Origin of the sequence: Rhodococcus sp. FH8, from assembly GCF_019266085.1 — a bacterium.
In the GTDB taxonomy this organism is placed as follows: domain Bacteria; phylum Actinomycetota; class Actinomycetes; order Mycobacteriales; family Mycobacteriaceae; genus Rhodococcus_F; species Rhodococcus_F qingshengii.
In genome coordinates this window covers 1,487,234-1,501,016 of record NZ_LPNQ01000057.1, presented here as the reverse complement: position 1 = coordinate 1,501,016, position 13,783 = coordinate 1,487,234, and the positions used below count along the sequence as shown (strand labels likewise).

The 13,783-nt window shown below is 62.9% G+C and carries 13 protein-coding genes; 4 read left to right on the top strand and 9 right to left on the bottom strand.

Annotated elements, in window-relative coordinates; translation table 11 throughout:
• Positions 1-5: 5 nt before the first annotated feature.
• Positions 6-1,538 (top strand): PucR family transcriptional regulator, encoded by a 1,533-nt coding sequence (locus ATN38_RS10015; RefSeq protein WP_256931598.1) that lies wholly within the window; start codon positions 6-8, stop codon positions 1,536-1,538.
• Here ATN38_RS10015 and ATN38_RS10010 read toward each other — a convergent pair.
• From ATN38_RS10010 to ATN38_RS10000, 3 genes are all read right to left on the bottom strand, one after another.
• Complete coding sequence (locus ATN38_RS10010) at positions 1,514-2,950, bottom strand: aldehyde dehydrogenase family protein (RefSeq protein ID WP_218747902.1); 1,437 nt, start codon at positions 2,948-2,950, stop codon at positions 1,514-1,516. The genes ATN38_RS10015 and ATN38_RS10010 overlap by 25 nt on opposite strands.
• On the bottom strand, positions 2,947-4,320 hold the full coding sequence (gabT, locus tag ATN38_RS10005; protein ID WP_064443609.1) for a 4-aminobutyrate--2-oxoglutarate transaminase: 1,374 nt from the start codon (positions 4,318-4,320) through the stop codon (positions 2,947-2,949). The genes ATN38_RS10010 and gabT overlap by 4 nt, the downstream gene beginning before the upstream one ends.
• 118 nt (positions 4,321-4,438) lie before the next feature.
• Positions 4,439-5,245 carry an alpha/beta fold hydrolase gene (locus tag ATN38_RS10000; RefSeq protein ID WP_003942939.1) on the bottom strand — a complete coding sequence of 269 codons (807 nt, stop codon included), beginning with the start codon at positions 5,243-5,245 and terminating at the stop codon, positions 4,439-4,441.
• Between the two features lie 75 nt (positions 5,246-5,320).
• On the opposite strand from ATN38_RS10000, the gene ATN38_RS09995 reads away from it, so the two are divergent.
• Positions 5,321-6,082, top strand: coding sequence for a DUF2127 domain-containing protein (locus ATN38_RS09995; protein WP_218747900.1), 762 nt, complete (start codon positions 5,321-5,323; stop codon positions 6,080-6,082).
• Here ATN38_RS09995 and ATN38_RS09990 read toward each other — a convergent pair.
• Entirely contained in the window at positions 6,066-7,205 is a 1,140-nt protein-coding gene (locus ATN38_RS09990; RefSeq protein ID WP_030536077.1) for a cation:proton antiporter, read from the bottom strand. The genes ATN38_RS09995 and ATN38_RS09990 overlap by 17 nt on opposite strands.
• 7 nt (positions 7,206-7,212) lie before the next feature.
• Positions 7,213-7,575, bottom strand: a complete 363-nt coding sequence (locus tag ATN38_RS09985; RefSeq protein ID WP_042446474.1) for a hypothetical protein — start codon at positions 7,573-7,575, stop codon at positions 7,213-7,215.
• Positions 7,576-7,847: 272 nt separating this feature from the next.
• Between ATN38_RS09985 and ATN38_RS09980 the strand changes: the two genes are divergently transcribed.
• Positions 7,848-8,294 carry a cupredoxin domain-containing protein gene (locus ATN38_RS09980; protein ID WP_042446430.1) on the top strand — a complete coding sequence of 149 codons (447 nt, stop codon included), beginning with the start codon at positions 7,848-7,850 and terminating at the stop codon, positions 8,292-8,294.
• 81 nt (positions 8,295-8,375) lie between these two features.
• Complete coding sequence (locus ATN38_RS09975; RefSeq protein ID WP_218747898.1) at positions 8,376-10,166, top strand: CocE/NonD family hydrolase; 1,791 nt, start codon at positions 8,376-8,378, stop codon at positions 10,164-10,166.
• Between the two features lie 33 nt (positions 10,167-10,199).
• Here the strand turns inward: ATN38_RS09975 and paaI are convergent, their stop codons facing one another.
• From paaI to ATN38_RS09955, 4 genes are all read right to left on the bottom strand, one after another.
• Positions 10,200-10,568, bottom strand: a complete 369-nt coding sequence (gene paaI / locus ATN38_RS09970; protein ID WP_050794025.1) for a hydroxyphenylacetyl-CoA thioesterase PaaI — start codon at positions 10,566-10,568, stop codon at positions 10,200-10,202.
• Positions 10,569-10,634: 66 nt separating this feature from the next.
• On the bottom strand, positions 10,635-10,946 hold the full coding sequence (locus ATN38_RS09965; protein ID WP_007730606.1) for an EthD family reductase: 312 nt from the start codon (positions 10,944-10,946) through the stop codon (positions 10,635-10,637).
• Positions 10,947-10,952: 6 nt separating this feature from the next.
• Positions 10,953-12,995 (bottom strand): phenylacetic acid degradation bifunctional protein PaaZ, encoded by a 2,043-nt coding sequence (paaZ, locus tag ATN38_RS09960; RefSeq protein ID WP_218747896.1) that lies wholly within the window; start codon positions 12,993-12,995, stop codon positions 10,953-10,955.
• A gap of 88 nt (positions 12,996-13,083) precedes the next feature.
• Complete coding sequence (locus tag ATN38_RS09955) at positions 13,084-13,695, bottom strand: TetR/AcrR family transcriptional regulator (protein ID WP_007730612.1); 612 nt, start codon at positions 13,693-13,695, stop codon at positions 13,084-13,086.
• Between the last annotated feature and the right edge of the window lie 88 nt (positions 13,696-13,783).

The window sequence follows — 13,783 nt, the reverse complement described above, 5'->3', positions numbered from 1 at the left end:
TGCCGATGACTGTCCTGCGGCTGGCAGCCACCACCTCGCTCGGCCTCACGATCGTTGCCGGTCACGACGACGTGGATCTGTCGATCAGCTGGGCGCACGCAATCGAATTGCAGGATCCGACCCGTTGGCTCGCCGGTGGAGAGCTTGTCATGACGACGGGGCTGCATCTACCGCGTTCGGCGACAAAGCAATACGAGTACGTCGAGCGCATCGCGCAGACCGGTGCGGTGGCACTGGCGTTCGACACCGGCACCGTGCACGAGAGGGTGCCGGACGCGATCATCAGGGCCGGCGACGAACTGGGTTTTGCCGTGCTTTCCGTCGCCAAGGAGACGCCGTTCATCGCCATTTCGCGGGCCGTGATCGACGAACTGACCGCCGACCAGATACGAACGGTGCAGGCGGTGGTCGACGCGCAGGAGAAGTTGGCGCGTGCCCTGCTCGATGGGGTGCCGGCTCTGATCACTGCCCTGGGGCGAGCCGTTCACGCAGCCGTCTGTGTTCTCGATCGGGACGGCGCGGTGCTGGCTCTGACGGAAGGTGCGAGTTCGTCTCTGCCCGAACGCATCAGGGAGCGATCAGGTAAGGAGCGCAGCCGGATCGTGGTGGACGACGACGGCCACCTGGCCATTCACCGCCTTGCTGTGAGCGGCACGCTGGCCGTGGCGTCCGACGCCGCCTTGGATCAGTCCGAGCGATTGTTGGTGGGCCACACGGTGTCGCTGTTGACCATCGAGCTTGCCAAGCCGTTGCGGGTTGTCGATGCCGAACAGCGGCTGAGGTTGGCCGTTACGACGATGGTGCGCCAGGCCGGCGGTGACGTCGACGAAAGTCTGTTGCGGTACTTCGGATTCGAATCCGAAACCACGGTGGTGGCAACTGCCTTGACCGATGTCGGACCTTTGCTTGCGGCCACCGACATCACTTCAGCGGCCCTGGAAGAAGAGTCGGTGCCGTACCTGTTGGCCCCGCTGACTGACGGAACCGGTGTGTGGTTCGTCGTGAAAAGTGAAGTTGCGGAGAAGGTCACACGCAGTGTGTACGCGAGAGTGCGGGAGAATTCACGCCGGAGTATCAACGGTGGAATCGGTGGCGTCCGCCCGATGACCGGTGTAGCGGCCAGTCTGCGCGAGGCCGTCTCTGCTGCCAAAGTGGGGCAGGTCGAAGGACACACGCTCGTTCCGTTCTCGGAGCTCGGGACTTTCAGTCTCTTGTTGAGTGTGCAGTCGAGCGATGTTCTGCAGTCGATCGCGGCCGGTGGTCTCGGTGTGCTGGAAGGCTACGACGCCGAGAACGGTTCCCGTCTGGTGGACTCGATCGAAGCGTTCCTGCACCACAATGGTCAATGGGAATCCGCTGCAGCGCAATTGGGTGTTCACCGGCACACGCTGCGTAACCGCATGGACAAGGCTGCCGAGTTGATCGGCCGAGATCTCGATTCCGCCCACACCCGGTCGGAGTTGTGGATCGCACTCAAAGCTCGTGAACTGCTGCAGGCGGAATCGAATTCAGATCACGCTCGGCCGCCCCTGAGATAGACGGTGGTGGTGTGAGTGAAGAACTCTCGCGCCGCGTCGCCTTGTTCCTTGGGCCCGTATCCACTCCTCTTCGCACCGCCGAAAGGTACGTGGGGATCAGCGCCCGCCGATTCCGAATTGACGTGCAGGATCCCCACGTCCAGATCGTCGACACCGGCAAGTGCACTGGTCAGGTCTTGCGTGAACAATGCTGCGGACAAACCGAATTCGCCCTCGTTCGCCAAGCGGAATGCGTCTGCGGTTGTTGCTGCCCGCTGCACCGCCAGTACCGGGCCGAAGAGTTCCTCGAACCACAGTTCGGTGCTCGACGGTAGTTCCAGCACTGTCGGTTGGACGTAGTAGCCCGACTGCGGCGCTTCGGCGGTGGCCACAACCCTGGCGCCGCCGCCGACGGCTCGATTGATCCCCCCGATGATCGACTGCTGCGCGTATGCGCTGACCACGGGACCTGTCGTGACGTCGGGATCGAGTGGATCTCCGACTCTCAGTTGCTTGACTTCAACGGTCAGCCTGGCCAGGAATTCCTCGGCGATGGATTCATGGAGTACCAGACGTGAAGTGGCCGTGCATTTCTGGCCGGTTGACCGGAATGCACCCAGCATGACCTGCTCGACCGCAAGCTCGAGATCTGCGTCGGCAAGTACGACGGCTGCGTTCTTTCCACCCATTTCCGCCTGTACCGGAACTCCGCGCGCCGCAGCAGATCCCGCGATCTTTCGGCCGACGCCGGTGGAACCGGTGAAGGTGACGGCGTCGAGGTCCGGGTGATCGACCAGCGCTTCACCGGCCGCGCTGTCGGCGAGGATCATGTTCAGGACTCCGTCGGGTAGGCCCGCTTCGGTCAGTGCCTGCGCGAGACGGAAGGCCAGAAGGGGCACCGCGGCAGCCGGTTTCCAGACGACGGTGTTTCCGTACACCAAGGCAGGCGCAATCTTCCATGCCGGGATCGCGATCGGGAAGTTGAACGGCGTGACGACGCCTACCACTCCGAGAGGTTTGCGAGTGACGAGAATCTGCTCGCTGCTACGTGGGGAGGAATACACCGTTCCGGTCTCGCGGTCGGCGGCGTTGCCGTAGTAACGCAGAATCTGCGCTGCGCGGCGCACCTCTCCGATACCCTCGGCCAGCGTTTTCCCTTCTTCGCGGGTGAGTTCTTCGCCCCAGGCCTCAGCGTTGGATTCGATGATTTCCGCTGCGCGAGTGAGGTATGCGCCGCGTGCGGACATCGGCAGGCGGGCCCAGTCATTCGCGGCGATGCGGGCGACGCGAACACCGGTCGCCATTTCGGAGGCACCGGCGCGGCCTCCGGTGGCGACAACCTCGTCGGGACGGGCCGGGTTGGTGTCCGTCAGTGTGCCGTCGCTGCCCGTGACCCAAGCTCCGCCGATCAAGCTGCGCACTGCGACGCTCATCGGACTGCGGCCACAGCGTCGCGAAGAATACCGAGTCCTTCGGTCAGCAACTCGTCGGAGATGCTCAGCGGCGGGAGGAAACGGACGACGTTTCCATAGGTGCCGGCGGTGAGCAGAAGGAGACCGTGCGTGTGGGCGTAGCTGACGATCTGGGCGACGGCCTCGCGATTCGGAGCCTTGTCCTCGTCGTGGACGAGTTCGATTGCAATCATGGCGCCGCGTCCACGAATGTCGCCGATTATGTCTGTGTCCGAAGCGATTTCGGACAAACCTGTGGTCAGAATGTCGCCGATGTCCTTGGCGCGGTCGAGGAGCCCTTCCATCTCGATCGTCTCGAAAACTGCCAGGGCGGCCTCGCAGGCAACGGGATTGCCGCTGTACGTACCGCCGATACCACCGGGATGCGCGGCGTCCATGACGTCGGCACGGCCGGTCACGGCGGCGAGTGGCATTCCGCCGGCGAGACCTTTTGCGGTTGTGATGATGTCGGGGACGAAGTCCTCACTCTCGCTGGCGAACCAGGCTCCGGTTCGTGCGATACCGGTCTGGACCTCGTCCGCGACGACGAGAATGCCGCGCTCACGGCAGAATTCCGAGATTCGCTTCAGGAATCCCGGAGCGGGAACGATGAAACCGCCCTCACCCTGAATCGGTTCCACGACCACAGCGGCTACCGATTCGGCGCCGATCTGAGTGTCGATCGCAAGACGGAACTGGGCGAATGCTTCGTCGGCCGCGTTTTCGGGGCCGCTCGGCCAACGGTAGGGGTATGCCATCGGAACCCGGTAGACCTCTGGTGCGAACGGGCCGAATGTGGCCTTGTACGGCTGGTTCTTGGCTGTCATCGTCATGGTCATCAACGTGCGACCGTGGAATGCGTGGTCGAAGACGACAACTGCCGGGCGACCGGTGGCGGCACGTGCGTATTTCACGGCGTTCTCGAGCGCTTCGCTGCCGGTGTTGAACAGCGCTGTTCGCTTCTCGTGATCTCCCGGGGTCAGGCGGTTGAGCGCTTCGCAGACCTCGAGGTACCCCTCGTAGGGGTTTGCGAGGAAACACGTATGGGTGAACTGACCGAGCTGGCGCGTGGTGCGTTCGACCACGCGCGGCGCACTGTTTCCGACGGTGGTCACGGCGATGCCGCTGCCGAAGTCGATGAACGAGTTGTCGTCGACGTCGACGACAACTCCTCCGCCCGCTGCGGCAACGTAAATGCTGGATCCGCTGGTCAGCCCGGCCGGTAGTGCGGCGCTCCGGCGCTTTGCCAAAGCGCGCGAGTTGGGGCCGGGCACTTCGGTGACGAGGCGTCGTATCTGGGGAAGGGTCGGTCCACCGATGCACGTTTCCGTGCCGTGCTCGAGAATGGTCATCGCAGTGCCTCCAGTCGTTTTCCGAACTGTAGGACGGCGATGAATGATCCGGACATGGCCGGATTGTCGAGTGGCTTCTATCTCATAGGACGCCGCGTCCAGCAGGTTGTCCAGCAGGTTACTGTGCGAAACTGCCGAGGAATCGTTGCAACAGTGGGTTGTACACCTCAGGGGCTTCCCAGAACGCTGCATGCCCCACACCGGGAATCACGTGATACGTGCCCTCCCAGAGATTCGCGAAGGTCAACGACGCGACATACGACGTGTTCACGAACGGGTCCTCGGCGCCGTCGATCACCGCGAGAGGCACAGACGCCGTTGCAACCAGAGCCTTCTGATCCGATTCGCGGCCGGCGCCGAATGCGTCGAACATGATCTTGCGAGCGCGTCCGTCCGTGCGTATCGCGGCGTCGAGGGCAGCCTGCTCGAAGGGAACGGCGGTCATTCGTGCGTAGAGTTCGGCTTCTTGCGCGGTGATGACCTCGGTGCCGCCGATGGACAATCCGTCGCCGGCATTGAAGGCGTCGCCGAGCGTCTCGGGATTTGCCGGCGGCGTACCGGTGATGACGATTCCGGTGAGCCCGGGGAATTTCGCGATCAACTCGAGAGCGATGTGTCCGCCGAGCGACCAGCCGACGACAACGGCTCTTTCGACGCCGAGTTCGGTCAGAACATCGACGATGGCGTCGGCGTAACCGTTCTGCGTGTATGCGGCTTCGGGATCGCTCGCGTCCTCGGAGTCGCCGTGGCCGAGTAGGTCCAGAGTGATCATGCGGTAGTCGCCGGCCCAGTCGGCGTCGACCTGATGACGGAAGATGGAGCGGCTGGCCGAGTTCCCGTGGATGAAGACAACCGGAAAACCGTCGGTGGCACTGTCGTCGACTGCCATGACGCCATGCCGGGTTTCGATCTTGGTGGTTGTCATCGGAATCCTCATCGTTCGAAGTGCACGGTCAGCGGGTATCCACGCTACCGGGCATATGCGGCATAGAGTTCACCCGTGGACTTCGCATTGCGCTCGTGCAGTTGGCACGGTCACGAGACCTACGCTCCGGACGAACCGGAACTGCGGGATCGACTACATGTGGATACTGCGGTGGGTCAGGCGTGGCGGTGCCTACGTTGCGGCAACTTCGTCCCGGGAGCGCCCCGAGCATCGGGACCGGCGGACGCCGCCCCCGAGGTTCCGCGGGGGAGGCTGCTTCGCGACCGGTTGATCATGCGACTTCTCGCCACCGAGAGAATGTTCCGCGCTCTGGGTTTGGTTCTTCTGGCGATCGGTGTGTTCGAACTGAGATCGTCGAAGGGTCGCGCTGAGGACGCCTTCGAGAACGAATTGCCGTTGATCAGGCCACTTGCCCGTCAATTGGGCTGGAACATCGACGATTCCAAACTGGTCCATCACATCGAGCAGGCGTTTTCGTTGTCCGCTACGACGCTCACCTGGATCGCAGTCGGGCTGTTGGTCTACGCCGGCCTTCAAGTGATCGAGGCAGTCGGCCTGTGGATGGTCGAACGCTGGGGCGAGTACTTCGCGGTGGTGGCGACCAGCTTGTTCCTGCCCCTCGAAATCTACGAATTGACCGAGAAGATCACGTGGTTGAGGGCCGGGTTGCTGCTGGTGAACATCGCTGCCGTCGTATGGCTGATCTGGAGCAAGCGACTCTTCGGTGCCCGCGGCGGCGGCGCGGCGTATCACGCCGAACATTCGGAGGAGAGCTTGCTGACGGTGGAGAGGGCCGCGGTCAAGCAGGCTTCGTGAGACCAGCTTTCGACGCGGCAGCACCCGCCAGCGTTGCTGCACCGATCGTGATCATGGCGGCGAGGAGGATGGCTGCGGGTTCACCGTCGCCCATCACCCCCAATTGAGTGCCCACCGTAACTGCGGCAACCGGTACTCCCAGTTGTGCGGCGGACAGCACGCCGAGAGGGAGCGGGAGACCGAGGGCGCGTATCGCGGCGTGAACCACGAGAGTTGCTCCGCCCAAGACCAATCCGAGCCAGATGGCGGACGGATGGGTGACGAGGTCGCGCAGATTGATCGCCGCTCCCAACCAGACGAAGAAGAGGGGAGCGAAGAAGCCGTCGGTGATGGCGAAGAGCTGTTTGGCGAGGCGGCGGGGTTCACCGATCGCGGCAAGAACGAGCCCGAAGGCGAAGCCCGCGAGCATGATCGACACGTGAGTGCTCGACGCCAGCGCTGCCAGAGAAAAGAGGATCACCAGATTGATCCGGAGTTCGAGTGCAAACTTTCGTTTCTCCGAGAATTTGTGGAGCCTTCGCCAATGGCCGGACCGGTGGAAGGCTCGCAGTACGAAGAACAAGGCAACCGCACACGCCGCCACAGCCAGTGCGCCGACACCGGCACGAGGGGCATTGTCCGGATCGATCACCAAAGGCAGCGCAACAATGCAGACGGTGTCCGCGATCGCGACCTGGGCAGTCATCTGCAGAACCGAGGTTCCACCGAGCCCCAGCGAATCGACGATGGGGAGAATCAACGCCGCGGACGACGACGCGATCAGGACCGCGTACAGCGCGGCGTGACCGGTGCCGAATGCCGTCGCCGCACCGTAGCCGGCAACAACCGACAGAAGTCCGACGACAACCGAGCGAACGGCACCCTTGCCGATTGCCGCACGGACTGCCGGATCGCGAACCGGGACGTGTGAGCCGGCCACCATCATCGTGAGCGCGAATCCGATATCGGCCAGGAACGTGAAAGTCTGGTCCGAAGAGTCGAGCAGCCCGAAACCGGTGACACCGAAGACGACGCCCGCGGCAAGTTCGCCGACCACCACGGGGACATGCCAGCTGACGCGAGCGCCGAGCAGCGGGCCGAGAATGCCGGCCAGCGCGACGAGGGCAAGGATGCCGAAGGTCATCGACGACCTACGAGTTAACTGTCGAGGGTGCGATCTTCGCGGGGATGGCGGTGTTCTCGTCCACGTGGTAGCTCGCACAGACACGGTGGTAGCCGTCGGCGATCTGCGCCGGTACTCCGGCGCGGAAGTCTCCCTGCACCAGCAGGATCGGCGACAGCGCGATCCCCTTGCGGATCTTCAACAGGTCGGCAGCAACGTGTGGGTTGTCGACCGGAAGCAGAGGGAGCCCAGCAGCCCGCAGGATGTCTTTGGCCTTCTTCGAGACCAGCGTCGCCGTCTTGAGGGCGTACACGAGAGCTTGGACCTGAACCGGCGTCGCGCCCAACTGGAGGTAATCGCGGGCTGCCGGGTAGTCGTGCTCGTCCGGCAGGTCCTTCCAGAGAACGGCGGGAGCCTTCTCGGCTACCTTCGGCTCTGCTGTCTTGGGAGCCTTGGGCTGCGCTGCCTTCGACGCCTTCGGCTGGGCTGCCTTCGACGTTTTGCTCTTGGCCATCTGTGCTGTTTCCTTCAGTGTCGGTCCGCGAGTGGAGCTGGTGCAGAAATCGTGCACTATCAGCGCCGCAGGCACCACATCGGAGCTGTTTGGCCCCCTAGGCGGCGGGTAATCAGCAGACTGCGGGGGAACGAGCAGGAGGCGAAGCAATGAAGCGGATTCTCGCAGTGCTCGCAGCGCTGATCCTGGCGGTGTTCGCACTGACCGCGTGCAGTGACAACAACGATTCGTCGGACAACGATTCGGCCGATCACGACGGCATGGGGATGACCAGTATGCCGATGACCAGCATGCCGACCAGTATGTCGATGCCGAGCATGCCTCTGGGTATGTCGACGCCGGGAGCGTCGTCGATGGGAATCGTGATCAGCGGTTTCGAATATTCGACGCCGGAGTCGGTGATGCCCGGACAGGTACTGACCATTCAGAACAACGACACCGTCGAGCACTCGGTCACGTCCGATACCGCGGGGTTGTTCAACGAGGACATCGAAGCGGGTGAGACGGAAACCATCACGGTGCCGAACGAGCCTGGAACGTACACGTTCCACTGCACCTACCACCCGAGCATGCACGGCACCTTGACGGTCAAGTAGAGGTCGGCTCGGTCTGGCGTGACTTTCGCGAGAAAACGTTGGCGGCACGCGCCGGATTGAGCTGGTGGAGAACAGATCCGGGTGTACGGTTTTCAGGTGCGCCGGAGAACAGCGATCAGTGTCGTCACGCTCGTGGTTTGCGCCCTCGGCTTTTCGCCGCCGGCGCTCGCGGATTCACCGAACGGCTCGTATTCGTCACAGCTGCTGTACTTCTCGGTCGATGTCGGGCCTGAACTCTCGACGCCGTGCACCGTCGTCGGTGAACTCTTTGTTCCCGATGGTGTCGACTCTGACAACCCAGCTCCCGCGATCCTGACCACCAACGGGTTCGGCGGTTCGTACAAGGACCAGATTCCTGCCCTGCAGAACTTCGCCGAGAACGGGTATGTCGGACTGACGTATTCGGGATTGGGTTTCGGCGGCACGAGTTGCAAGATCACACTCGACTCTCCCGCATACGACGGTGTCGCCGCTTCCCAGTTGGTCAGCTTCCTCGGCGGCCAAGAAGGGATTGCCTTCACGGATCAGGCTCTGACGCAGCCCTATCCGGCGCTCACCACGGTGGTTCAGGACTCCGTCGATCACACCGGTGCACCGTCGACGAACGACCCGCGAGTCGGAATGACGGGTGGCTCTTACGGCGGCGGCATTCAATTCGCCGCCGCGAGTGTCGATCCCCGCATCGACACCATCATCCCCATGATCACCTGGAACGATCTCTCGTATTCCTTGGCGCCCAACAGCACGGGAATCATCTCCGGTGTGTCGACAGCGGAGCCGGGAGCAGCGAAGGTGCTCTTTGCATCGCTGCTCTTCGGCGCGGGCATCGCGAATCCCGGTGTGGACGGTTACATCGCAGATCCCGCACGGCTACCCGGCTGCCCGAACTACGTCCCTTACATGTGCAACGCGATCGCCGAGGCAGTGGTGACCGGCGACATCGGACCGCAAGTAGTGAGTGAGCTACGAGCGTCATCGGTCTCGTCGTTCGTCGACCGGATCAATATCCCGGTACTGCTTGCTCAGGGGCAACAGGACACCCTGTTCGATCTGAACGAGGCAACCGCGACTTACGACGCGCTGAAGGATCGTGGCGTCGATGCCAAGATGATCTGGCATTCGTGGGGGCACAGCCACTTGGCCGCTGCGCCGGGCGAGTTCAGCTTCTCCGCACCCGACGAGGATACCCAGTACGAGACCGGTCGCTTCATGGACTGGTTCGATCACTACCTCAAGGACGAGAACACCGAGACCGGCCCGGAATTCGCGTATTTCCGCAACTGGATCGACTACGAGGGAAACGCGGCACCGGCCTACGCGACGTCCGACACCGTCGATGTCGGGACCGCTCGCGCCTTCCATCTGTCCGCTGACGGGGGACTGCTACCGGACGGCACGCCGGTGATACCGGGTTCGAAGACGATCGTCACCGCACCGGCTGGGCTGCCGACGGGCGTAGAGCCACTCAATATCAATCCGGCCGGAAACATTCCGAATGCACAGATTCCGGGAACCGAGGCGCTCTGGACCACTGCGCCGATGACCGAGGCTATGGACGTGGTGGGAGCCCCCACTGTGACGCTGCGTGTTGCGGCGCCCGGACAGCCGGTGGTGTTCGCGAAACTCTACGACGTGGCTCCGGACGGAACTTCCTCGCTGATCAACGGACTCATCGCGCCCATACGCATCAGTGATCCGTCGCAGCCGGTGCCGGTGACGATGCCGGCGATAGTGCACCGATTCGAGCCAGGGCATTCCGTGCGTCTCGCGATCACCGGTGGCGACATCAGTTTCCGTGGGGGACTGCAAGGTATGCCGGTGACGATCTTTGCCGACGGTTCCGGCCCCCTCGAACTTCCCGTCGTGGGCTGATACACCGTGGGCTGATACACCGTGGGCTGAATTTCAGCGGGTGATGGTTCGACTGTCGCCGCGGAACTCGGCCACGACGGTGTCGCCATTGCGAACGGTCACGTCGTAGATCCCACTTCGGCCGCCTCGAGCCTTCTCGGTGGCGATCGCGGTCAAGGTGTCGCCCAGACGGGTCGGACGCAGAAATCTGATGTCCGCGCGCGCTGCAACGGCTGAATCCTCGTAGCCGTTGCAGGCGAGCGCAAACGCGGTGTCCGCGAGCAGGAAAACATAACCGCCGTGTGTGATTCCGTGACCGTTCACCATGGTTTCGCCCACGGTGACGGTCACGGTTGCGCTACCGGGCGCCAGCTCGGAAATCTCGATACCGAGTGCCTGCGATGCCTGGTCCGCGTCGAACATCTCTCTGGCGGTGATGCTTCCTGTACTCACGAGACAACTCCTGTGTGATCGGGAAATTGCAGGGGTCTAGAGGACCGAGACAACTTCCTGGACATACATGTCGACCGTGCCGGTGGCAAAGTTTGCGACATCTTTTCCAGCGGCGCCCATCTCCGGGGACTTCAGGCCGCTCTGCATAGTCTCGAGATCGGGAAACTCGAGGTTGGCGACGGCATAGAAGACTGGATCGGAGCCGTCCAGCGTCGAGCACTTGCTGAACGTGAAGTCCGAGAGCCCTGGCACTGCGCTGGCGAGCGGGACGTGGATCTCGTTGTAGTACTTGTCGAAAGCCTCCGGATCGGTGGGGCGTCCGTAACACACTGCTACTCGATAGGTCATGTGCTTTCAATTCCCTTCGGGGCGAGTCTTGGCTACCAGAGTCAGGACGTCGTATGTCGCGACCGGATCGTTGTCCTGGTTCGTCACCACGGCGTCCCAACGAACCTCACCGTAGTCGGCGCTGCTGCGAGGTGTGATGGTCTTGGCTGTGAGGGTGACCGTCAGGCTGTCTTCGGCTTTGACCGGAGTCAGGAACCTGAGGCTGTCCACGCCGAAGTTCGCGAGAACCGGGCCGGGAGCCGGGTCGACGAACAGGCCCGCAGCGAGTGAGACAACAAGATAGCCGTGCGCGACGATGCCGCCGAAGAGTGGATTCGCCGCAGCGGCCACCGGATCGGTGTGAGCGTAGAAGGTGTCACCGGTGAACTCTGCAAAATGATCGATGTCTGCGAGTGTGACCTGGCGCGGACCGCCGACAACAGTGTCACCGATCTTCAACTCGGCGAGACTCTTTCGGAATGGATGTTCGGATCCGGTCGTGCGCTGCGATCCGGTGAACCAGCGCTCGCCGACTGCGGTGAGGACGTCGGGTGTGCCCTGTACGGCGGTCCGCTGCATGTGGTGCAGAACTCCGCGGATGCCACCCAGCTCCTCACCGCCGCCGGCACGGCCGGGACCGCCGTGTACGAGGACTGGAAGGGGAGAGCCGTGGCCGGTGGATTCCTTGGCGTCGTCGCGGTTCAGCACGAGCACTCTGCCGTGAAAAGCTGCGAGACCCAGCACCAGTCGACGTGCGATGTCGGTGTCGGCAGTGACCACCGAGGCGACGAGGCTTCCCTCGCCACGGGCCGCGAGTTCGATCGCATGATCGATGCCGTCGTATCCGATGACGGTGCTGACGGGTCCGAAGGCCTCCAGTTCGTGTACCTCGTGCGCATTCTCTTCCGCCCGGAGAAGGACTGGGGAAAGGAAGGCTCCTGACTGGCCGTCGGCACCGACCACGTCGACGTTGTCCGGGTCTCCGAATACGATAGTTGCCGACTTCGTCAGACCGCGAATGGATTTCAAGACCTCGTCACGCTGTTCGATGCTGGCGAGAGCTCCCATAGTGACGCCATCAGCATCGGGGTGTCCCACGACCACTTTGTTCAGTCGCTCGGATGCGGCATCGACAACGGCGTCGACCAGCGAGAGCGGGACCAGGGCGCGCCGGATCGCCGTGCACTTCTGGCCCGCCTTGACCGTCATCTCGGTGACGAGTTGTTTGACGTACAAATCGAATTCGGGCGTTCCTGGTACGGCGTCCTCGCCGAGGATCGACGCGTTGAGTGAATCGGCTTCGGCATTGAAATGGACGCCCTTGCCGACGACGTTCGGGTGAGCACGCAGCGTTGCCGCGGTGTCGGCGGATCCGGTGAATGCCACTGAGTCCTGCCCGCCGAGGTGATCGAGGAGGCCGCGTGCACTACCGGAGAGCAGTTGGACGGAACCCTCTGGGAGCAAGCCTGACTCGATGATGCGCCGGAAGACGAGTTCGGTGAGATATGCCGTGGAACTGGCAGGTTTGACGATGGACGGCACCCCCGCGATGAATGCCGGTGCCAGCTTCTCCAGGAACCCCCACACCGGGAAATTGAAGGCGTTGACCTGCACGGCGACGCCGCGACGTGATGTATAGATGTGTTGCCCGAGGAAGGTTCCGCCCTTGCCGAGAGGCTCGACGTTTCCGTCCAGAAAGACTGTGCTGTCGGGCAATTCGCGCCGAGCCTTGCTCGCGTAGCTCAGCAGGGTCCCGAATCCGCCGTCGATGTCCACCCCGGAATCTCGCGTCGTCGCACCGGTGGCAGTGGAGAGTGTGTAGAACTCGGCTTTTCCTGCCATCAACGTGAGGGCGAGAGCCTTGAGCGCGCCGGCACGTTCGTGGAAGGTCATCGCGGACAGTGCAGGCCCGCCGACCTCGCGGGCGTACGTAACCATCTCGGCGAGGTCGATGCCGGTTGCGGAGATCCGGGCCACCTCCGATCCGTCCACTGCGCTCGGCAACGGGGTACCTGCGTCCGGTGCGGCGTACCACTGACCGGCCACATAGCTTTCCAACAGTCTGCTCACGACAACTCCATCTCACCGTACGTTCGGTCGGTAATTACGATCGCCCGGTAACGCCGCGTTGTCAAGGATTCGGCAGAACTGCCTGGAGTCAGGCCTTGCGAAGTCCGTCGAAAGTGACGGCGACGACCGCGTCGGCGATGTCGGAGACGGACTCACCCGCTCGGGGTTTGTACCACTCGATCAGTGAGTTGACGGTGCCGAACATCAGCTTGCTGGCGAGGGCTGGTTCGATGTCCGGGCGCAAGTCTCCCTCCGCTGCGGCGGACGCGACGAGACCTCCGACGAAGTTGTCGAATTCGCGTCGACGAGCTAGCGCGGCGCGCTCGACCGTCGTGTTGCCGCGGACGCGCAGGAGCAGGGTGACGTACGGAAGCTCTGCGACCAGCACCTCTACGCTGCGCCGGACCAGGTATTCGAGCCGGTCGATGTACGGACCGGTGGTGGCGCCTTCTTCGGTCGTGACCGCAAACAGGGCGTTGAGGGCACGCGAAAGTGCGAGTTCGAGAAGTTCCGACTTGCCGGACACGTGGTGGTAGATCGAGGACTTCGTGATGCCGAGTTTCTTGGCGAGCACCTCCATGCTGGCGCCGTCGTAGCCCTTGTCGTTGAACACCTTTACAGCCACGGCTAAGAGCGAATCGAGGTCGTAGCCGGGACGTCCGGGGAGGCCGGTGCGTCGAGTGGGGCGTGCCGTAGTCATGCCCCCATCTTCTCAGTTCGGGCAAAGCTGTGCACCAACCGCGTTTTCACTCTTGCCAAACGACCGAATGTTCGGTTATTACTGTAAG

Excerpts from the sequence above, each read along its gene's own strand:
- ATN38_RS10010 (WP_218747902.1), bottom strand. The coding sequence starts at position 2,950 with ATGAGCGTCGCAGTGCGCAGCTTGATCGGCGGAGCTTGGGTCACGGGC.
- ATN38_RS09990 (WP_030536077.1), bottom strand. The coding sequence starts at position 7,205 with ATGACCTTCGGCATCCTTGCCCTCGTCGCGCTGGCCGGCATTCTCGGC.
- gabT (WP_064443609.1), bottom strand. The coding sequence starts at position 4,320 with ATGACCATTCTCGAGCACGGCACGGAAACGTGCATCGGTGGACCGACC.
- ATN38_RS10015 (WP_256931598.1), top strand. The coding sequence starts at position 6 with ATGACTGTCCTGCGGCTGGCAGCCACCACCTCGCTCGGCCTCACGATC.
- paaI (WP_050794025.1), bottom strand. The coding sequence starts at position 10,568 with ATGTTCGACGCGGACCAGGCATCGCAGGCACTCGGTATCGAGATTTCC.
- ATN38_RS09955 (WP_007730612.1), bottom strand. The coding sequence starts at position 13,695 with ATGACTACGGCACGCCCCACTCGACGCACCGGCCTCCCCGGACGTCCC.
- ATN38_RS09965 (WP_007730606.1), bottom strand. The coding sequence starts at position 10,946 with ATGACCTATCGAGTAGCAGTGTGTTACGGACGCCCCACCGATCCGGAG.
- ATN38_RS10000 (WP_003942939.1), bottom strand. The coding sequence starts at position 5,245 with ATGACAACCACCAAGATCGAAACCCGGCATGGCGTCATGGCAGTCGAC.
- ATN38_RS09980 (WP_042446430.1), top strand. The coding sequence starts at position 7,848 with ATGAAGCGGATTCTCGCAGTGCTCGCAGCGCTGATCCTGGCGGTGTTC.